The sequence below is a fragment of the Escherichia sp. MOD1-EC7011 genome (assembly GCF_002965005.1).
In the GTDB taxonomy this organism is placed as follows: domain Bacteria; phylum Pseudomonadota; class Gammaproteobacteria; order Enterobacterales; family Enterobacteriaceae; genus Escherichia; species Escherichia ruysiae.
The window spans coordinates 41,089-60,068 of record NZ_PTRD01000013.1 but is presented as its reverse complement, the minus strand read 5'-3'; the positions used below and the strand labels follow the sequence as shown (position 1 = coordinate 60,068).

The following is an 18,980-nucleotide window of genomic DNA, read 5'->3' as shown; positions in this document are numbered from 1 at the left end:
GTTTTACGCGATTCTGCCTGACGCAGCAAGGTTAATGTGTTTCACCCAACGCGATTTTTAAGCGATTTATCCAACCACAAAACCCGCTCCATACCAGCAGATTGATAACCTGAGCTGATGATATTTCATGTTCGAGTAATGGGCTAAACTGGGCGGCGCTAAAGCGATCGGGTGCTCGTGTCAGCCATTGTATCGCCTGAACGGTAGCGCGCTCAACAGAATGACGGTCAGCCCATTGGTTTATTTCGTTTTCGCCCTGAAGCAGAAGGCATATTGCTTCTTTATATTCAACATTTGAATGAATTAAAGAGGTGAAACAGGCAACGCTCCCGTTAATTCGTGCACTGAGTAAGGCAGCAAGTTGATGGCTGGATTTTGTTGTTACCAAGGAACTGGATAGCAACGTCACAAAAAGTGAAAGTGAGGCAGGGTGCAGATTCAATATTGCTATCAGTTGGCGGAGTTCGGATGGTAGCTGTCGGAGAGCATTCATCTCTTGCTCTTGCGGATATTTATCCACTTCGTAGCAGGCACGCCAGCCAGTTGATGCTTCAGCAAAAAGTGAACCGTCTGCGTAGCTTTGCACTTCCAGACCGGGTAGCCAGCGTATCGGGTGCTCAAGATAAGCCTGAAATGTGGCGATCGCTCGCGCCTGAAAACCAACAAAGCCGATGATTTGATTGATAATTACACAGTCCCAGGCGGTAAGCCCGACATCGTTAAGATGCTGGCGGGACTGACCGTCGATAATAGATGGAGAACCAGCCAGTTGACGGGCATATTGCGTGATTTGCGCCAGCCGATGATTGCTTTCCCTGGAGGAGTCTGGCCCGGGAAGCGGTGTCAGACGCGCGGAATAGTAGTTGCATAACCGCTGGACGCCGCAGACCTGGGCAACCGTCAGGGCGGTCGTCAGGCGTTCATAGGCGGTGAATGTTTGTAAGCGTGTCACTGCAAGCTGGTCGGGGAAGAACTCTACAGCAAGAGCACGCGCCGGGATCAGCCACGAATGAAAGGGATCAAGTGTTTCTTCATCAAGGATCACGTCGAGCAGAAAAGGATCGGTTACCTTTGCGGCTCCCGGAACCAGTGGCAAAACGTCATACTCCGAAGTACTGGATTGCGTTTCATGATACCAGTGGCTTTTGCCGGTAATGTGGCGTTGTTCCATGGGTACTCCTTGGTCGTAAAGGAAATCGTTATCCTGACGCAAGGCTGGGAGGGGAGAAAGACGGATCGGCGATAACAAATATCAGAAAGGTATAACAGAGAAATCGGGCGGCAGAACGCCGCCCATCTTTACCAACAGAACGATTATTTCAGTTCCAGTTCGTTCATGGCAGCGATGCTGAAACCGCCATCAACGTGAACGACTTCACCGGAGATACCAGCGGAGAGGTCGGAGCACAGGAACGCTGCAGAGTTACCTACATCTTCAATGGTAACGGTACGACGAATCGGTGTAACCGCTTCGCAGTGAGCCAGCATTTTACGGAAGTCTTTGATGCCGGAAGCCGCCAGAGTACGGATCGGACCCGCAGAGATGGCGTTAACACGCACACCTTCCGGACCCATCGCGTTAGCCATATAGCGTACGTTCGCTTCCAGAGACGCTTTTGCCAGACCCATAACGTTGTAGTTCGGGATAGCGCGTTCGGCGCCCAGGTAGGAGAGGGTCAGCAGGGCAGAACCCGGATTCAGCATGGAACGGCAAGCTTTTGCCATTGCAACGAAGCTGTAAGAGCTGATGTCGTGGGCAATTTTGAAGCCTTCACGGGTAACGGCGTTAACATAGTCACCATCCAGCTGATCGCCAGGTGCAAAACCAATAGAGTGTACGAAGCCGTCAAATTTCGGCCAGACTTTACCCAGTTCAGCGAACATGGTGTCGATGCTGGCATCTTCGGCAACATCGCACTGCAGAACGATGTCAGAACCTAATTGAGCGGCAAATTCTTCTACGCGGCCTTTCAGTTTGTCGTTCTGGTAGGTGAATGCCAGTTCAGCTCCTTCGCGGTGCATCGCCTGAGCGATACCGTAGGCGATGGACAGTTTGCTGGCAACACCGGTTACCAGAATGCGCTTACCGGAAAGAAAACCCATAGCTTTAATCCTTATTGTTGATGCTTGTTGTGCCTGAAAATCAGGCGATTCGTCGTTTAAATAAACAGTACGAACAGATAAACGGTTATTATAATCAACCAGGCTGTGGGTGGCTATAGTTGCCAGGTCCGACCGGAGCAGGGCGCGGGCAGGGTGGGTGCTTTTCCCCTCACCCTAACCCTCTCCCCAGAGGGGCGAGGGGATCGTATTGTGCAAATATTGTCACCCCAGCAACAAACAGGCACATACAGCCCCCTAGTCCTTTCAGGGAGAGGGTGACCGGCAGTTCAGTCCTGGCCGAATATTTTTTATCATCCGCCTCTATATTTTCACCACAACAGCCACCCGGCTCGGTCGGCTTCCTCGCCCTTTCAGGGAGAGGGCTGGGGAGAGGGTGACCGGCGATTCAGTCCTTGCCGAATATTCTTCACCATCCGACTCCATGTTTTCACCACAGCAACTACCCGACTCAGTCGGCTCCCTCGCCCTTTCAGGGAGAGGGCTGGGGTGAGGGTGACAGGCAACTCAGTTCCTACAGAATAATCTCCAGCACCGCTTCCTCATTACAATCAATCTCGTTATTCCAGAAACGCAGCACGGTCCAGCCCTGCGACTCAAGCCAGCGTGTGCGCCTGGTATCATAGGCAACTGTCGAATCATGCTGCCCACCATCCAGCTCAACTACTACACGCGCCGAGCAGCAGGCAAAATCGAGAATGTAGCTCCCCACCGGATGTTGACGGCGAAATTTGAAATCACCAAAACGTCGGCTGCGAAGATATCGCCAGAGCTTTCGTTCCTGCGGGGTGAGATTGCGTCTTAAATAACGCGCATTTGATTTTATTTTATCCATCCACTCATTCTGACAAGATTTAATCCCTTGTCAGAATGAGGTGAATTATCTGGAAGGCGGGTTCAGAAAATCAACGATCTTTGCGCCACGCATCCGCCGTCAACGCTTCGCCAAAGTGCCCGGAAATGAGCCGTTTGGTGAGTTCATGTAGCGGCGATGCCAGCACGTCAGCCGTACTACCGCGCTCGACCACTTCACCCTGATGCATGACCAGAACCTGGTCGCTGATATGCTTCATCATCCCGATATGTTGGGTAACATAAATATAAGAAATGCCCTGTTTCTCTTGTAGCTCCAGCATCAGATTAATCAACTGCGAACGCATCGACATATCCAGCGAGGCGAGAGCTTCATCCGCGATAATAACTTTTGGGCGCAATATCAGCGCGCGCGCCAGACCCAGACGTTGTTTTTGCCCAGGTGCCAGCATATGCGGATAGTAACTGACGTGATCCGGTAGCAGCCCGACCATACGCATTGTTTCAATAATCTGTTTGCGGCGCTGTTCAGGTTCCAGATCGGTGTTCAAACGCAGAGGAAAATCAAGGATCTGCGAGATACGCTGACGCGGATTCAACGAGGTCGATGGATCCTGAAAAATCATGCGAATCCGCTGGCTGCGGAAGGAGTAATCGCCAAAATGCAGCGGATGATCGTCAATCAATAACTCGCCGCTGGTTGGCTCAATCATTCCTGCCAGCATTTTCGCCAGCGTCGATTTACCGGAGCCGTTTTCACCAATAATCGCCAGCGTCTGGCGTTCACGTAGCGTAAAGCTCAAGGGTTTTACGGCTTCTACGGTCTGACGACGAAACCAGCCAGTTCGGTAGCGGAACGTTTTGCTTAAATTACGCACTTCGAGCAGCGTTTCGATCATCTCACTCTTTCTCCATATTCAGCGGGAAATGACAGGCATAGAGATGATTTTTCGCGCCCGTCAGGCGCGGCGTCACTATACATTCTCGTTGTGCATATGGGCAACGTGGCCCCAGACGACAACCAATGGGTAATTGTTCCAGAAGCGGGATTGCACCAGGCAGCGTATTGAGGCGACTTTTATGCGGCATCGCGCTGCCGAAATCCGGTATCGCGCGGATCAGCGCCTGGGTGTAAGGATGATGCGGCATTGTCACCAGCTCCTTACTTGGCGCGGTTTCCACTGTCTGACCACAATAAAGCACGTTGATTTTATCCGCCCATTGGCTAAGCATTTGTAAGTCATGGCTGATAAGCAAAATAGTAGTATTGCTGTTTTGATTCAAACGCGTCAGCAGGCGAAAGATTTGCGCCTGTGTTGTTGGCTCCATTGAGTTTGTAGGTTCGTCAGCTATTAGCAGACGTGGTTGATTCGCCAGCGCGATGGCAATCATCACTTTCTGGCACTCACCTTCGGTCAACTCATACGGAAAGCTGCGCATCGCATCTTTGTGATCTTTAATCCCCACGCGGTGCAGCAGCTCAATGGCGCGGCGTTTGCGCCAGCCAAAACGCTGCCACCAACGGCCTTTATAGGTCCAGGCCGGGATGTTTTGCATTAACTGACGCCCCACACGTTCAGAAGGGTCGAGACACGATTGTGGTTCCTGAAAAATCATCGACACGTTGTGCCCAACCAGCTTGCGCCGTTCGCGCGCGGAAAGACGCAGCAGATCGATGTCATCAAAACGCATACGGTCAGCGGTAACACGCCAGTTATCTTTATTGACGCCACAAATCGCTTTCGCAATCAAACTTTTGCCGGAGCCGGATTCACCAACAAGGCCCCGGATTTCGCCTTCGGTTAAGGTCATACTCACGCGGTCAACGGCTTTAACCCACTCATCACCGGTTTTAAATTCAATGGTCAGGTTACGAATATCCAGTAACGGCATTATTCCACCCCCGCAATAATTGCACGACGCACACCATCACCAAGGAGGTTAACCAACAACACGCTGATCATAATTGCCGCCCCAGGAAGCATGACGGTCCACGGGGCGACATAAATCAGTTCCAGTGCATCGCCGAGCATCGCTCCCCATTCAGGAGAGGGAAGTTGCGCGCCGAGATCAAGAAAGCCCAGCGCGGCAATATCAAGAATTGCCATTGACAGTGCGCGGGTGATCTCAGTGACCAGTCCAGCGGTGATGTTTGGCAGTACGGCAAACCAGAGAATATTCAGCGTCGTTGCCCCATCCAGGCGAGCAGCGATAACGTACTCTTTTTCCAGTTCATCATGCACCATGCTGTAGACCGAACGCACCATACGCGGCAGCAGCGCCAGCCAGACGGCAAACATCGCGTGCGACAAACTCGGCCCGGCAAATGCCACAACGATAATTGCCAGCAGCAGGGACGGGATCGCCAGTAAGGTATCCAGAATATGATTAAGCACCGCTGACCGTAGACCATGCGTCGCACCGGCGAAGGTGCCGAGCACCAGACCACAGATGGTAGCAGCAAGTGTCACCACAAATGCGCCGCCAACGGTAGGCGCAGCGCCGCTCAATAAACGGCTTAAAACGTCGCGTCCGAGGTCGTCAGTCCCCAGGAAGAAAGAGACTTCGCCATAGCGAGACCATGACGGTGGCAACAATTGATAACCGAGAAATTGCTGGTCAATGCCGTAAGGCGCAAACCAGCCGCCAAAAATACACAGCACAGCCAGCCCCGCGCAGCCGTACAGGCCGACCATTGCAGCGGCATCACCATAGAATTTGCGCCAGGCGGTACGCAGCGTGCCCGGTGGGCGCTTCTCGCTGTATACGCTATCGTAAGGCATACCATTCCTTATGTTTCAGAGGGTTAGCCATAGCACCCAAAATATCAGAAATCACGTTAATAATAATGACCAGAGAGCCACACACCATCACACCGGCGGAAATCGCTGCGTAATCTTGTTGGCGAATGGCGTTAATTAACCAGCGCCCCAAACCAGGCCAGCTAAAGACCATTTCGGTGATCATCGCCAGCGTCAGCATGGTGGAAAATTGCAAGCCCAAACGAGGGATGACGGGGGGTAGCGCGTTATGCAGCACATGGCGACGCAAAATAGTAAAGCGTGACAAACCACGGGTCGCCGCCGCTTTCACATAGTTCTGGTCATACACTTCGATAGTGCTGATACGCATCAATCGGATCACTTCAGTTGTTGGCGCAACCGACAGGGTGATAACCGGCAACACCATATGGCGTATTGCGCTCATGATCATTTCATCCCGCCACGGAGAGTCTGAAAGCCAGGCATCAATCAACGCAAAGCCAGTAACAGGTTTCACTTCATAGAGCAAATCGAAACGCCCTGAAACGGGCAGCCAGCCCAGCGTCAGCGAACAAAACAGCGTCAGCAGAAGCGCCAGCCAGAAAACCGGGATTGAAAAGCCCAGCAACGCGATGGCATTGATCAAGTTATCTTGCCACTTATGGCGCGTAATCCCGGCAATCATGCCCACCGGGATGCCGACAATTAGCGCAAAGCCGAAAGCGAGGATGCATAGCTCAATCGTTGCCGGAAAAACCTCTTTTAACTGTTCGGCTATCGGTTGTCCGTTAATGCTGGAAACGCCAAAATCCCAGTGGATCAGGCCGTTAAACCAGAATACCCAGGCATTCCCCAGTGAAGCGCCTTGTAACGGCGCATGTGGCGTGAAATAGCTCAAACTGAAGCCAACAAAAGTCAGCAGGAACAGGGTCACGATCAATAATAAAACGCGGCGTAAGGTGAAGATAATCATGGTTTTTTCACCTCTTGCTTTTCGCGGTATACGCCAGCGAAGGAGGCGTTACCAAATGGGCTAAGAACCAGCCCTTTGATATCGTACCGATAGGCCTGCAAGCGTAATGATGAGGCCAGCGGCAGAATGGGTAACTCCTGCGCCAGAATACTTTGCGCTTCGTCATAGGCTTCAATACGCGCCGCCAGTTGCTGCGAAGAGAGCGCCTTACGCAACACGTTGTCGAATTTCGGGTCGCACCAGTGGGCGAGGTTGGTCTGCGAATGAATTGCCGCGCAGCTCAGTAGCGGACGGAAGAAACTGTCCGGGTCGTTACTGTCCGTCGCCCAACCGGATAACGTCAGATCATGGCTCATATCCATCAACCGCGCCTCCTGAAAACGACCTTCTACCGGCACAATCACCACTTTCACGCCGACCTGTGCCATATCCGCCTGAATCAGTTCGGCAGTTTTCAGCGGACTGGGGTTCCACGCCTGCGAACGTGTTGGCACCCACAGTTTCAGCGTTAAGTTTTCCAGCCCCAATGCCTTTAACTGTTCGCGTGATTTCGCCGGATTGTATTCGGTAATTTTAGCCTCGTTGTCATAAGCCCACGAGGCGCGCGGTAAAATAGAGGCCGCCGTTTCAGCCGTACCGTAATAGATAGATTGCATCAGGCGCTGGTTATTAATCGCCAGTGCCAGCGCATGACGGACAGCCGGATTATTTAGCGGCGGTTTGGCGGTGTTAAATGCCAGATAGGCGACGTTCATCCCCGGACGCAGCGTTAAACGCAAACGCGGGTCGTCGCGCAAAATGGATAGCTGGCTGGCAGCAGGCCAGGCCAGAACATCACATTCACCGGTCAATAGTTTCGACAGACGTCCGGTGCCACCAGAGCCTAAATCCACCACCACCTGCGGCATCAACGGTTTGCCTCGCCAGAACTCATCATGACGTTGCAGGCGAATATATTGCCCCGTGCGATTTTCCGACAGTTTATACGGCCCGGTGCCTACGGGTTGGCGGTCGAGTTGTTCCTGACGATCTTCTTTCTCTAATTTCTGCGCATATTCGGCAGACATTACTGACGCATAATGGGTCGCCAGATGCCATAAAAAAGAAGCATCCGGCTGGGCCAGACGGAACTCAACGGTATGATTATCCAGCTTGCGGACGCTTTTCACGTTATCAGCAAATTGCAGGCTGTCGAAATAGGGAAAGTTGCTCCCGTTGACGTTATGCCACGGGTTGTTACGGTCAAAAATTCGCTGGAAGGTAAACACCACATCGTCGGCATTCATTTTGCGAGTAGGCGTAAACCAGTCGGTTTTTTGAAACGGGACATCGCGACGCAGGTGGAAGCGATAGGTCGCGCCGTTGTCGAGCACTTCCCAGCTTTCGGCAAGTTCCGGCATCAGACGATAAGTATAAGGATCGACATCCAGTAGTCGATCATAAAACTGGGCGGCAAGGGTATCGACAATTAACCCACTGCTCGCTTTGGATGGGTTAAAGGTGTTGACCTGCCCGCTGACGCAATAGACAAAACCGCTGTCGCGGATATCAGCGTGCGGGGTGGGTTCAGGCGCGGCGATTGCCTGACCACTCACAAGTCCAGCAATCACCAAAAGAGACGATAATACCTGGCGCATAATATTAAGGGATTTTATGTAAAGAGGCTATCTTACTAATATTTAATGACATTTGCCATTACCGTTTGTGTTCAGGGGTCGCAATGAGGGCAGTATGGTTGGTTGTTGCACATGTGGCGTCGCCATCTGTTCAACATTCGTACCCGTGATTTCTTATAACTATAACTCACAGAACTACTTAGCGAGGTGCCGTTTGACTTGCTCGTAAGAAGCCAGCCCGAACTGGCCTTAATAAAGGATTACTCATTACCCCATTGATTCAAAAACTCTGCGATCTCATCAATGCGTGCGGGATTGATCCCCGCTTCAGCAGCCATGTCATGCTGAGCTTCTTCGCTGATCTCTTCATTATTCATCAAACGGGTGAGCAGTAACTGGAAGTAGTGAGCCAGTGGCGTGCGTTCAGCTTCTGCGACAGGTTCTGCGCATTCGGTCGCGTACTCATCGGCAATATCAAAATATTTTAGTGGGATATCGTGGTTCATTATCTGCCCTGGGGTTAATGCGTTAAGCACAGGGGCGGATGATAGCACTCGTGATCCGGGTCATACATCTTTTTATGGATAATGGCGCTGCGTATTGCCAACAGGCAGGGCAATACGCAGCGCATCCAACACATTACGTCTCGCTCACTGGTGTTCTGTCACCTTCATACAACGGCACTTTGCGATAGCGGCGGATCAGATACCACAAATATGCGCCGCCTAACGAGGTCCAAACCAGACCGAGCGTCAGTGAAGTTGACTCCAGGTTAACCCACAACACGCCTACCGTCAGCGCGCCAACCAGCGGCATCAGCAAATAGTGAAAGTGATCCTTCCAGCTTTTATTCATTCCTTTACGCCGCCAGAAATGATTAAACACCGACAAATTGACGAAGGTAAATGCCACCAACGCGCCGAAGTTAATCAATGCTGTAGCGGTGACTAAATCAAAGAACAGCGCCGACAACGCGACAATCCCGACCATAATGACGTTCAGCGCCGGGGTGCGCCATTTCGGGTGCACATAGCCAAACACGCGCTCCGGAAACACATTGTCACGCCCCATCACATACAGCAGACGCGACACGCTGGCATGTGAAGCCAGGCCAGACGCTAATGTGTTCACAAACGTGGTGCAGAGGAATATCGACTGGAACAGCTTGCCGCCGACGTACAGTGCAATCTCCGGCAGCGCGGCATCCGGGTCTTTAAAGCGGCTGATATCCGGGAAGAACAGTTGCATAAAGAACGACGCGGCAATAAATATAACGCCACCGTAAACCGCCGTCAGGAAGATGGCTTTCGGGATCACGCGCGCGGCGTCCGGCGTCTCTTCTGAAAGCGTGGTCACCGCATCAAAACCAAGAAACGAGAAGCACACGATCGTCGCCCCGGTAATAATCGGAATCAGATGCGCGTTCTCACTGATAAACGGCTGTAGCGACCAGACGGTGCCAACGCTTTCTCCTTTATGCAGTCCCTGAACCACCAGGAAGATAAACACCACCATGATGGAGATTTGCACCAGTACAAACAGGGTATTGAAGTTAGCAACCAGATTGACGCTCTTCAGATTCGCGGCGGTTAAAATGGCGACGAAGGTTACCACCCACACCCACGGCGGCACTTCCGGGAAGAGGGCGGAGAGATAGATTTTCGCCAACAAAACGTTGATCATCGGCAAAAAGAGATAATCCAGCAGCGATGACCAGCCGACCATAAAGCCGACGTGCGGGTTAATCGACTTTTGCGCGTAGGTATAGGCCGAACCGGCCTCCGGAAACTGGCGAACCAGTTTGCCGTAGCTGATAGCGGTAAACAGCACACCCGCCAGCGCCAGCAAATAGGACGCCGGAACGTGACCGTCGCTAATGCCAGATACAATACCAAAAGTATCAAATACGGTCATCGGCGTGAGATAGGCCAGACCCATCATCACCACCTGCCACAATTTCAGTGATTTTCGCAGACGGGTTTTGCCGGGTTGCGCAGCAATATTCAGTGGTGAATTAATAGCCATAATTGCTGCCTCCCCTGCGTAATAAGGTTTGCGGTCGTGTCGACCTGAAATCAAACCTGTTTAGCAAGGGAAGCAAAGGGGGCGGAGTCCAGTCAGTCGCAGGAGGGGCGCATACGCAGCCTCCCTCGCCATGCGGGGATTTAATCATCGGCATCATCTCATTTCCTCGTCACAGTCTTAATCGTTAACGGAAGCCCGTTGCCGCCTGCGCTCCATAACGCGACATCCGGGAAATGTCTGGATTACCAGCAAATGTCAGGCCTGGCTCCGCTCAGGCCGATGAAACAACCCCGCAAGGGGGATTACGCGTTTTTCAACATCCACTCAATTTCTGTTTCTGTGATAAGGCGCTCAAACTGCAACAGCTCATCATTTTTACAGGCGTGATACACATGACAGAAACGTTCGCCTAAATAGTGGCGCAGGTGATCATTCTCGATAAACTCACCCAGGGCATCGCTCTGGCGAATCGGGAAGGGTAAGCCTTCCTGTTCCAGGCCGTTGCCTTCGACTTCTTCCTGTAACGGCAGCTCGTTATCAAGGCCATGCAAAATACCGGCAAAAATCGCTGCCATCACCAGATATGGGTTGGCATCGGCACCCGCCACGCGATATTCCACGCGGTGGTTATGACGGTCGCCGCACGGAATACGCAGGGCGACGGTACGGTTGTTATGGCCCCACGACGCCTGCGTCGGTACATACATACCTGGCTGGAAGCGGCGATACGAGTTCACGTTTGGTGCCAGCAACGCCATTGATGACGGCATCAGGTCAATCATCCCGGCGAGCATCTTTTTCAGTAGCGGCGAATCTTCGCCTTCCGCGTCAGCTAGCACGTTCTCTCCACGATTATTTTGCATACTAATATGGATATGCATCCCGCTGCCCGCGTGTTCTTCATACGGCTTCGCCATAAAAGTGGCGTGCATCTTATGCTTTTCCGCCATCAAGCGCACCAGGCGTTTAAGGGCTAATGCATCATCGCAGGCTTCAAGTACGTTATCGGTATGGTAAAGGTTGATTTCAAACTGGCCTGGCGAAGCCTCGGCGACCGCACCATCTGCCGGAATCAGCTGTAATTGCGCCAGTTCATCAATATCATTGAGCACATCGGCGAAGTGGTTGAGGTTATCGACAGAGTAGACCTGGCTTTGGGTATTGCGGTCATCGGTGCCGGGCGCGCAGGGCGGTTGCAGATACCCTTCGGCGTCGCGCTGGCGATCCAGTAAATAGAACTCCAGCTCTACCGCTACGACCGGGAACAATCCGCGCTGGCGTAGCTGCTGCCACAGGCGGTTGAGTACATTCCTCGGCTCAACGTCAAAGGGAGCGCCATCTTCATCGACCATGGTCAGAAGCATTTGACCAATAAACTCAGGATCGGCGGCAGAAGGGGTTAAAGAACCGAGAATAGGGGCACAGGTACGATCTGGCTCGCCCATTTCTTGACCTAGCCCTGCTTCTTCTACCACATTGCCCAGAATATCCATCGCAAACACCGAAGCCGGGAAGTAGCATCCTTTCTCCAGTTTTTTCAGGCTGGAGAAGGGGACGCGTTTTCCACGAAAACAGCCATTAAGATCGGTAAGTAAAACATCAACATATTGCGTATTCGGGTAGCGTTCCAGATAGCGTTTCACTTCCTGCGTAAAGGCGCTACCCCGCCTCTCTTCTGACTGCTGAACAAAGTTCTCTACTTCAACGATATTGGTTTCCATGATTCTTCGCCTTTGGTTTTGTTTTCCACTCGTTATCAGAGCGTAAAATATAATGACCACTCTTCGAATCTGTATGTAAACTAAATGTTTGTCAAATGTTAAATTGAGTTTGCAAAAAAGAAAACTCACTGCTAGATTGAAAAAATATTGAACAGAAAGGTCATTTAAACCGCAGTAATGGCGATAATTTAGTCCACTTTGTGAGATTGAGCATGGAAAATATAATGAACAATCCTGTTATCGGTGTCGTAATGTGCAGGAACAGGCTTAAGGGGCATGAGACCCAGACTCTGCAAGAAAAGTACCTGAATGCCATCATTCACGCAGGTGGTTTGCCGATTGCGCTTCCCCATGCGCTGGCTGAGCCGTCATTACTTGAAGAACTTTTGCCGAAACTTGATGGCATTTATCTTCCTGGTAGCCCCAGCAATGTGCAGCCGCACCTATATGGTGAAAACGGCGATGAGCCTGACGCCGATCCCGGGCGTGATCTTCTGAGCATGGCGTTAATTAACGCTGCACTCGAAAGGCGCATCCCCATTTTCGCCATCTGCCGGGGGTTACAGGAACTGGTGGTGGCAACCGGAGGTTCGTTGCATCGCAAGCTGTGCGAACAGCCTGAATTGCTGGAACATCGGGAAGATCCCGAACTGCCGGTGGAGCAGCAATATGCGCCGTCGCATGAAGTTCAGGTTGAAGAGGGGGGATTACTGTCTGCGCTGTTACCTGAATGTAGCAACTTTTGGGTAAACTCTCTGCATGGACAAGGGGCGAAGGTTGTTAGCCCACGGTTGCGTGTTGAAGCTCGCTCGCCGGATGGCTTAGTTGAGGCGGTTAGCGTCATCAATCATCCTTTCGCGCTGGGCGTACAGTGGCACCCGGAATGGAACAGTAGCGAGTACGCGCTTTCGCGTATATTGTTCGAGGGCTTTATCACCGCTTGTCAGCACCATATCGCTGAAAAACAGCGACTCTGACCACTACAGTTTAAGGAAATGCAAATATGAGTGATGAGGGACTGGCGCCAGGAAAACGCTTGTCGGAAATCCGCCAGCAGCAGGGGCTTTCACAACGTCGTGCCGCCGAACTCTCCGGGCTGACTCACAGTGCTATCAGTACGATAGAACAGGATAAAGTCAGCCCTGCCATCAGTACGCTGCAAAAGCTGCTGAAGGTGTATGGACTGTCACTCTCGGAATTCTTTTCCGAGCCGGAGAAACCTGATGAGCCGCAGGTCGTCATTAATCAGGACGACTTAATTGAAATGGGCAGTCAGGGTGTGTCAATGAAGCTGGTTCATAACGGTAACCCGAATCGCACGTTGGCGATGATCTTTGAAACGTACCAGCCGGGCACAACCACTGGGGAAAGAATTAAGCATCAGGGTGAGGAAATAGGCACTGTACTGGAAGGTGAAATTGTTCTGACCATTAATGGACAGGATTATCACCTCGTCGCGGGGCAAAGTTATGCCATTAATACCGGCATCCCGCACAGTTTCAGCAATACGTCGGCAGGCATTTGCCGAATTATCAGCGCCCATACACCCACCACGTTTTAATCTTTTAGCTCTGTAAGCCGGGTAAGCGCAATGCGCCCGGCAATCTATAAAGAATGTCGCCAGAAATAAACGGGCATACGGCCCGGGGAGCTCTGCGCCCTGACGTTCACAAACTGCATATATCTGATAGACGTGAAACAGGAGTCATAATGAATTTTCATCATCTGGCTTACTGGCAGGATAAAGCGTTAAGTCTCGCCATTGAAACCCGCTTATTTATTAACGGTGAATATACCGCTGCGGCGGAAAACGAAACCTTCGAAACCGTTGATCCGGTCACCCAGGCGCCGCTAGCGAATATTGCGCGCGGTAAAAGCGCCGATATCGACCGCGCGGTGAGCGCGGCACGCAACGTATTTGAACGCGGCGACTGGTCGCTCTCTTCTCCGGCTAAACGCAAAGTGGTACTGAATAAACTCGCCGATTTAATGGAAGCCCACGCGGAAGAACTGGCGTTGCTGGAAACGCTCGATACCGGCAAACCGATTCGTCACAGCCTGCGTGATGATATTCCCGGCGCGGCACGCGCCATTCGCTGGTACGCCGAAGCGATCGATAAAGTGTATGGCGAAGTGGCGACCACCAGTAGCCATGAGCTGGCGATGATTGTGCGCGAACCGGTCGGCGTAATTGCCGCCATCGTCCCATGGAACTTCCCGCTGTTGCTGACCTGCTGGAAACTCGGCCCGGCGCTGGCGGCAGGTAACAGCATTGTCCTGAAACCGTCCGAAAAATCGCCGCTCAGTGCGATGCGCCTTGCGGGGCTGGCGAAAGAAGCCGGTCTGCCGGATGGCGTGTTGAACGTAGTAACTGGTTTTGGTCATGAGGCGGGGCAGGCGCTTTCTCGTCATAACGATATCGATGCCATCGCCTTTACCGGCTCCACGCGTACCGGTAAACAACTGCTGAAAGACGCAGGCGACAGCAACATGAAACGCGTCTGGCTGGAAGCAGGTGGTAAAAGCGCCAACATCGTTTTTGCTGACTGCCCGGATCTGCAAAAAGCGGCGAGCGCGACCGCCGCAGGTATCTTCTACAACCAGGGCCAGGTGTGCATCGCCGGAACGCGTTTGTTGCTGGAAGAGAGCATCGCCGATGAATTCTTAGCCCTGTTAAAACAGCAGGCGCAAAACTGGCAGCCGGGGCATCCGCTTGATCCCGCAACCACCATGGGCACCTTAATCGACTGCACGCATGCTGACTCGGTCCACACCTTTATTCGTGAAGGCGAAGGCAAAGGGCAACTGCTGCTGGATGGTCGTAACGCTGAACTGGCTGCGGCCATCGGCCCGACCATCTTTGTGGACGTAGACCCGAATGCGTCCTTAAGTCGCGAAGAGATTTTCGGCCCGGTGCTGGTGGTTACCCGTTTCACATCAGAAGATCAGGCGCTACAGCTTGCCAACGACAGCCAGTACGGGCTCGGCGCGGCGGTGTGGACGCGCGATCTCTCCCGCGCGCACCGCATGAGCCGCCGTTTGAAAGCGGGTTCCGTCTTCGTCAACAACTACAACGATGGCGATATGACCGTACCGTTTGGCGGTTATAAGCAGAGCGGCAACGGTCGCGACAAATCCCTGCACGCCCTTGAAAAATTCACCGAACTGAAAACCATCTGGATAAGCCTGGAGGCCTGAAATGACCGAACATACCAGCAGTTACTACGCCGCCAGTGCGAATAAATATGCCCCTTTCGAGACGCTGAATGAGTCAATCACCTGTGATGTTTGCGTGGTTGGCGGCGGCTATACCGGGCTTTCCTCTGCACTGCATCTGGCAGAAGCGGGCTTTGATGTGGTAGTACTCGAAGCCTCACGCATCGGCTTCGGCGCCAGCGGGCGCAACGGCGGCCAGCTTGTGAACTCCTACAGCCGCGACATCGACGTTATTGAAAAAAGCTACGGCATGGATACCGCCCGTATGCTCGGCAGCATGATGTTTGAAGGTGGCGAGATCATTCGCGAGCGCATCAAACGTTATCAGATTGACTGCGACTACCGCCCCGGCGGCCTGTTTGTGGCGATGAATGATAAACAGCTCGCGACTCTTGAAGAGCAGAAAGAGAACTGGGAACGCTATGGTAACAATCAACTCGAACTGCTGGACGCCAGTGCCATTCGCCGTGAAGTTGCCAGCGATCGCTACACCGGTGCGCTGCTGGATCACAGCGGCGGGCATATTCACCCGCTGAACCTCGCTATTGGTGAAGCCGACGCCATTCGTCTGAACGGCGGACGTGTGTATGAGCTTTCTGCGGTCACGCAGATCCAGCACACCACGCCAGCCGTGGTGCGGACTGCCAAAGGTCAGGTAACGGCGAAGTATGTGATTGTCGCCGGGAATGCGTATCTGGGCGATAAAGTGGAGCCGGAACTGGCGAAGCGCAGTATGCCGTGCGGCACGCAGGTAATCACCACCGAGCGGCTTTCCGATGATTTAGCCCGTTCGCTGATCCCGAAAAACTACTGTGTCGAAGACTGTAACTATCTGCTTGATTACTACCGCCTGACTGCCGATAACCGCCTGCTGTACGGTGGTGGCGTGGTGTATGGCGCACGTGACCCGGATGACGTTGAGCGCCTGGTGGTGCCGAAACTGCTGAAAACCTTCCCGCAGCTGAAGGGCGTAAAAATCGACTACCGCTGGACGGGCAACTTCTTGCTGACCCTGTCACGTATGCCACAGTTTGGTCGCCTTAATAAAAACATTTACTACATGCAGGGCTACAGCGGCCACGGCGTTACCTGTACCCATCTCGCCGGGCGTTTAATTGCTGAACTGCTACGCGGAGATGCCGAGCGTTTCGACGCCTTCGCCAATCTGCCGCATTACCCGTTCCCTGGCGGGCGCACGCTGCGCGTGCCGTTTACCGCGATGGGCGCAGTCTATTACAGCCTGCGCGATCGTCTGGGCGTTTAATTTCCGATTAACAGTGAAGAGTCAAAAGGTGTGAAACATGAGCAACAATGAATTCCATCAGCGTCGTCTTTCTGCCACCCCGCGCGGGGTTGGCGTAATGTGTAACTTCTTCGCCCAGTCGGCAGAAAACGCCACGTTGAAGGATGTTGAGGGCAACGAGTACATCGATTTCGCCGCAGGCATCGCGGTGCTGAACACCGGACATCGCCATCCTGAACTGGTGGCGGCAGTGGAACAGCAACTGCAACAGTTTACCCACACCGCGTACCAGATTGTGCCATACGAAAGCTACGTCACCCTGGCGGAGAAAATTAACGCCCTTGCCCCGGTGAGCGGTCAGGCCAAAACCGCGTTCTTCACCACCGGTGCGGAAGCAGTTGAGAATGCGGTGAAAATTGCCCGCGCCCATACCGGGCGTCCAGGCGTGATTGCGTTCAGCGGTGGCTTCCACGGCCGCACGTATATGACCATGGCGTTAACCGGAAAAGTTGCGCCGTATAAAATTGGCTTCGGCCCGTTCCCGGGGTCGGTGTATCACGTGCCGTATCCGTCAGAACTGCATGGCATTTCGACGCAAGATTCCCTCGACGCCATCGAGCGTCTGTTTAAATCAGACATCGAAGCGAAGCAGGTTGCCGCCATTATTTTCGAACCGGTGCAGGGCGAGGGCGGTTTTAACGTGGCGCCAAAAGAGCTGGTTTCTGCGATTCGCCGTCTGTGCGACGAGCACGGTATTGTGATGATTGTTGATGAAGTGCAAAGCGGTTTTGCGCGTACCGGAAAACTTTTTGCCATGGATCACTACGCCGATAAGCCGGACTTAATGACGATGGCGAAAAGCCTCGCGGGTGGTATGCCGCTTTCGGGCGTGGTCGGTAATGCCAACATTATGGATGCGCCCGCGCCGGGCGGGCTTGGCGGCACTTACGCCGGTAACCCGCTGGCAGTTGCCGCCGCGCACGCGGTGCTCAACATTATCGACAAAGAATCCCTTTGCGACCGTGCGAATCAACTCGGTCAGCGCCTGACGCAAACGCTGATTGAGGCCAAAGAAAGCATTCCGGCCATTGCTGCGGTACGCGGTCTGGGGTCGATGATTGCGGCAGAATTTAACGACCCGCAAACGGGCGAGCCGTCAGCCGCCATTGCGCAGAAAATTCAGCAACGCGCGCTGGCGCAGGGGCTGTTACTGTTGACCTGTGGCGCATACGGCAACGTGATTCGTTTCCTGTATCCGCTGACCATCCCGGATGCGCAATTCGATGCGGCAATGAAAATTTTGCAGGATGCGCTGAGAGATTAATAGCCCAACGCAATAATGCCTGATGCGCTGCGCTTATCAGGCCTACAAACGGCGTATTGATTTTGTAGGCTTGATCGCCTCATCCGGCAAGCCACATTGCCCAACTCCACTAAATCTGGTGCTTTTTAAGCAATGCGCGGAACTGATGATAGGTTAACCCCAGCAATTCAGCCGCGCGCTTCTGGTTATATTTCCCCTGTTGCAAACTGAGTTGCAGTAACTCTTTTTCCTGCTGCAGCTGAAACTCACGTAAATCCAGCGGCAGTGCCGGAAGCGAGGTGGTTTCTGAAACGGCGATAGTGTCTTCAGGCGGACGCCGTTTAAAGGGATCAATAATGATGTCATCAAGCGGATAATCGCTGGTGCCGTGGCGATACACTGAACGTTCCACCACGTTTTTCAATTCACGAATATTTCCCGGCCAGCGATAATTCAGCAATGTTTCTCTGGCGTGCTCGGTAAAACCCGGGAACAGAGGCAGCTTGATTTCCCGACACATCTGGATGGCAAAGTGTTCTGCCATCAACATAATGTCGCTTTCGCGCTCGCGCAGTGGTGGCAGTTGCACTACATCAAAAGCCAGCCGGTCGAGCAGGTCAGCGCGAAAAGTACCTTCATTGACCATCGCCGGGAGATCGGCATTCGTCGCGCATACCAACCGCACATTCACCTGCAATGGCTGGCTGCCGCCGACGCGTTCCAGTTCACCATATTCAATCACGCGTAATAACTTTTCCTGCACCATCATTGGTGCCGTAGCGAGTTCATCAAGAAACAGCGTTCCGCCGTCGGCACGTTCAAATCGTCCCGGATGGCGTTTTTGCGCTCCGGTAAACGCACCGGCTTCGTGACCAAACAGTTCGGAATCCAGCAGATTTTCATTTAACGCCGCGCAGTTAAGGGAAATAAACGGCCCTTGCCAGCGGGAGGAGAGATAATGCAAACGGCTGGCGATCAGCTCTTTACCGGTGCCGCGTTCGCCAATAATCAAAACCGGTTTGTCCAGCGGCGCGAGATGCGAAACCTGTTCCAGCACTTCAAGAAAGCTGTTCGCCTCACCGAGTAAGTTATCTTTGTATTCTGCCATGATGAAATTCGCCACTTGTTAGTGTAATTCGCTAATTCATCCTGGCATGTTGCTGTTGAATCTTCAATCAGATCTTTAT

At 52.9% G+C, this 18,980-nt stretch carries 18 protein-coding genes; 5 read left to right on the top strand and 13 right to left on the bottom strand.

The window, feature by feature from the left end:
• Nucleotides 1-31: 31 nt before the first annotated feature.
• The 12 genes from A7098_RS06540 to puuA form a co-directional block, all read right to left on the bottom strand.
• Nucleotides 32-1,171, bottom strand: coding sequence for a CMD domain-containing protein (locus A7098_RS06540; protein ID WP_105280525.1), 1,140 nt, complete (start codon nt 1,169-1,171; stop codon nt 32-34).
• 143 nt (nt 1,172-1,314) lie between these two features.
• Nucleotides 1,315-2,103 carry an enoyl-ACP reductase FabI gene (gene fabI, locus A7098_RS06535; RefSeq protein WP_000506490.1) on the bottom strand — a complete coding sequence of 263 codons (789 nt, stop codon included), beginning with the start codon at nt 2,101-2,103 and terminating at the stop codon, nt 1,315-1,317.
• A gap of 532 nt (nt 2,104-2,635) precedes the next feature.
• On the bottom strand, nt 2,636-2,956 hold the full coding sequence (locus tag A7098_RS06525) for a DUF559 domain-containing protein (RefSeq protein WP_105280524.1): 321 nt from the start codon (nt 2,954-2,956) through the stop codon (nt 2,636-2,638).
• A 70-nt stretch (nt 2,957-3,026) separates the two neighbouring features.
• Nucleotides 3,027-3,833: a peptide ABC transporter ATP-binding protein SapF gene (gene sapF / locus A7098_RS06520; protein ID WP_000573415.1), complete on the bottom strand. Its 807-nt coding sequence runs from the start codon at nt 3,831-3,833 to the stop codon at nt 3,027-3,029.
• Between the two features lies 1 nt (nt 3,834).
• Nucleotides 3,835-4,827, bottom strand: a complete 993-nt coding sequence (gene sapD / locus A7098_RS06515) for a peptide ABC transporter ATP-binding protein SapD (protein ID WP_001128858.1) — start codon at nt 4,825-4,827, stop codon at nt 3,835-3,837.
• On the bottom strand, nt 4,827-5,717 hold the full coding sequence (gene sapC / locus A7098_RS06510) for a peptide ABC transporter permease SapC (RefSeq protein ID WP_001146145.1): 891 nt from the start codon (nt 5,715-5,717) through the stop codon (nt 4,827-4,829). Before sapC ends, sapD begins: the two co-directional genes overlap by 1 nt.
• Complete coding sequence (gene sapB, locus A7098_RS06505) at nt 5,704-6,669, bottom strand: putrescine export ABC transporter permease SapB (protein ID WP_000583301.1); 966 nt, start codon at nt 6,667-6,669, stop codon at nt 5,704-5,706. The genes sapC and sapB overlap by 14 nt, the downstream gene beginning before the upstream one ends.
• Nucleotides 6,666-8,306, bottom strand: coding sequence for an ABC transporter substrate-binding protein SapA (gene sapA / locus A7098_RS06500; RefSeq protein ID WP_001250190.1), 1,641 nt, complete (start codon nt 8,304-8,306; stop codon nt 6,666-6,668). Before sapA ends, sapB begins: the two co-directional genes overlap by 4 nt.
• A gap of 239 nt (nt 8,307-8,545) precedes the next feature.
• Nucleotides 8,546-8,791, bottom strand: a complete 246-nt coding sequence (locus A7098_RS06490) for a DUF2543 family protein (RefSeq protein WP_001015108.1) — start codon at nt 8,789-8,791, stop codon at nt 8,546-8,548.
• A gap of 133 nt (nt 8,792-8,924) precedes the next feature.
• Nucleotides 8,925-10,310 carry a putrescine/proton symporter PuuP gene (gene puuP / locus A7098_RS06485; RefSeq protein WP_105280523.1) on the bottom strand — a complete coding sequence of 462 codons (1,386 nt, stop codon included), beginning with the start codon at nt 10,308-10,310 and terminating at the stop codon, nt 8,925-8,927.
• A complete protein-coding gene (locus A7098_RS23665; protein WP_120795382.1) occupies nt 10,300-10,464 on the bottom strand; it encodes a protein YmjE in 165 nt (54 codons plus the stop codon). Before A7098_RS23665 ends, puuP begins: the two co-directional genes overlap by 11 nt.
• Nucleotides 10,465-10,612: 148 nt before the next feature.
• On the bottom strand, nt 10,613-12,031 hold the full coding sequence (gene puuA / locus A7098_RS06480; RefSeq protein WP_105280522.1) for a glutamate-putrescine ligase: 1,419 nt from the start codon (nt 12,029-12,031) through the stop codon (nt 10,613-10,615).
• A gap of 212 nt (nt 12,032-12,243) precedes the next feature.
• On the opposite strand from puuA, the gene puuD reads away from it, so the two are divergent.
• From puuD to puuE, 5 genes are all read left to right on the top strand, one after another.
• Complete coding sequence (gene puuD, locus A7098_RS06475) at nt 12,244-13,008, top strand: gamma-glutamyl-gamma-aminobutyrate hydrolase (RefSeq protein ID WP_010344757.1); 765 nt, start codon at nt 12,244-12,246, stop codon at nt 13,006-13,008.
• A 26-nt stretch (nt 13,009-13,034) separates the two neighbouring features.
• Nucleotides 13,035-13,592, top strand: a complete 558-nt coding sequence (gene puuR / locus A7098_RS06470) for an HTH-type transcriptional regulator PuuR (RefSeq protein WP_001278727.1) — start codon at nt 13,035-13,037, stop codon at nt 13,590-13,592.
• A gap of 149 nt (nt 13,593-13,741) precedes the next feature.
• Nucleotides 13,742-15,229, top strand: a complete 1,488-nt coding sequence (gene puuC, locus A7098_RS06465; protein ID WP_105280521.1) for an aldehyde dehydrogenase PuuC — start codon at nt 13,742-13,744, stop codon at nt 15,227-15,229.
• A gap of 1 nt (nt 15,230) precedes the next feature.
• Nucleotides 15,231-16,511, top strand: coding sequence for a gamma-glutamylputrescine oxidase (gene puuB, locus A7098_RS06460; RefSeq protein ID WP_105280520.1), 1,281 nt, complete (start codon nt 15,231-15,233; stop codon nt 16,509-16,511).
• A 37-nt stretch (nt 16,512-16,548) separates the two neighbouring features.
• The gene (puuE, locus tag A7098_RS06455; RefSeq protein ID WP_105280519.1) at nt 16,549-17,814 is read left to right on the top strand and encodes a 4-aminobutyrate transaminase; all 1,266 of its coding nucleotides are present in this window, start codon (nt 16,549-16,551) and stop codon (nt 17,812-17,814) included.
• Nucleotides 17,815-17,923: 109 nt separating this feature from the next.
• On the opposite strand, the gene pspF is transcribed toward puuE, so the two are convergent.
• Nucleotides 17,924-18,901 carry a phage shock protein operon transcriptional activator gene (gene pspF, locus A7098_RS06450; protein ID WP_065228219.1) on the bottom strand — a complete coding sequence of 326 codons (978 nt, stop codon included), beginning with the start codon at nt 18,899-18,901 and terminating at the stop codon, nt 17,924-17,926.
• Nucleotides 18,902-18,980 lie beyond the last annotated feature (79 nt).

What these genes read in the sequence shown, in the direction of transcription:
- sapC (WP_001146145.1), bottom strand. Translation starts at nt 5,717, where the DNA reads ATGCCTTACGATAGCGTATACAGCGAGAAGCGCCCACCGGGCACGCTG.
- fabI (WP_000506490.1), bottom strand. Translation starts at nt 2,103, where the DNA reads ATGGGTTTTCTTTCCGGTAAGCGCATTCTGGTAACCGGTGTTGCCAGC.
- sapD (WP_001128858.1), bottom strand. Translation starts at nt 4,827, where the DNA reads ATGCCGTTACTGGATATTCGTAACCTGACCATTGAATTTAAAACCGGT.
- sapA (WP_001250190.1), bottom strand. Translation starts at nt 8,306, where the DNA reads ATGCGCCAGGTATTATCGTCTCTTTTGGTGATTGCTGGACTTGTGAGT.
- puuC (WP_105280521.1), top strand. Translation starts at nt 13,742, where the DNA reads ATGAATTTTCATCATCTGGCTTACTGGCAGGATAAAGCGTTAAGTCTC.
- pspF (WP_065228219.1), bottom strand. Translation starts at nt 18,901, where the DNA reads ATGGCAGAATACAAAGATAACTTACTCGGTGAGGCGAACAGCTTTCTT.
- puuR (WP_001278727.1), top strand. Translation starts at nt 13,035, where the DNA reads ATGAGTGATGAGGGACTGGCGCCAGGAAAACGCTTGTCGGAAATCCGC.
- A7098_RS23665 (WP_120795382.1), bottom strand. Translation starts at nt 10,464, where the DNA reads ATGCCGATGATTAAATCCCCGCATGGCGAGGGAGGCTGCGTATGCGCC.
- A7098_RS06540 (WP_105280525.1), bottom strand. Translation starts at nt 1,171, where the DNA reads ATGGAACAACGCCACATTACCGGCAAAAGCCACTGGTATCATGAAACG.
- sapF (WP_000573415.1), bottom strand. Translation starts at nt 3,833, where the DNA reads ATGATCGAAACGCTGCTCGAAGTGCGTAATTTAAGCAAAACGTTCCGC.
- puuA (WP_105280522.1), bottom strand. Translation starts at nt 12,031, where the DNA reads ATGGAAACCAATATCGTTGAAGTAGAGAACTTTGTTCAGCAGTCAGAA.
- sapB (WP_000583301.1), bottom strand. Translation starts at nt 6,669, where the DNA reads ATGATTATCTTCACCTTACGCCGCGTTTTATTATTGATCGTGACCCTG.
- A7098_RS06490 (WP_001015108.1), bottom strand. Translation starts at nt 8,791, where the DNA reads ATGAACCACGATATCCCACTAAAATATTTTGATATTGCCGATGAGTAC.
- puuE (WP_105280519.1), top strand. Translation starts at nt 16,549, where the DNA reads ATGAGCAACAATGAATTCCATCAGCGTCGTCTTTCTGCCACCCCGCGC.
- A7098_RS06525 (WP_105280524.1), bottom strand. Translation starts at nt 2,956, where the DNA reads ATGGATAAAATAAAATCAAATGCGCGTTATTTAAGACGCAATCTCACC.
- puuD (WP_010344757.1), top strand. Translation starts at nt 12,244, where the DNA reads ATGGAAAATATAATGAACAATCCTGTTATCGGTGTCGTAATGTGCAGG.
- puuP (WP_105280523.1), bottom strand. Translation starts at nt 10,310, where the DNA reads ATGGCTATTAATTCACCACTGAATATTGCTGCGCAACCCGGCAAAACC.
- puuB (WP_105280520.1), top strand. Translation starts at nt 15,231, where the DNA reads ATGACCGAACATACCAGCAGTTACTACGCCGCCAGTGCGAATAAATAT.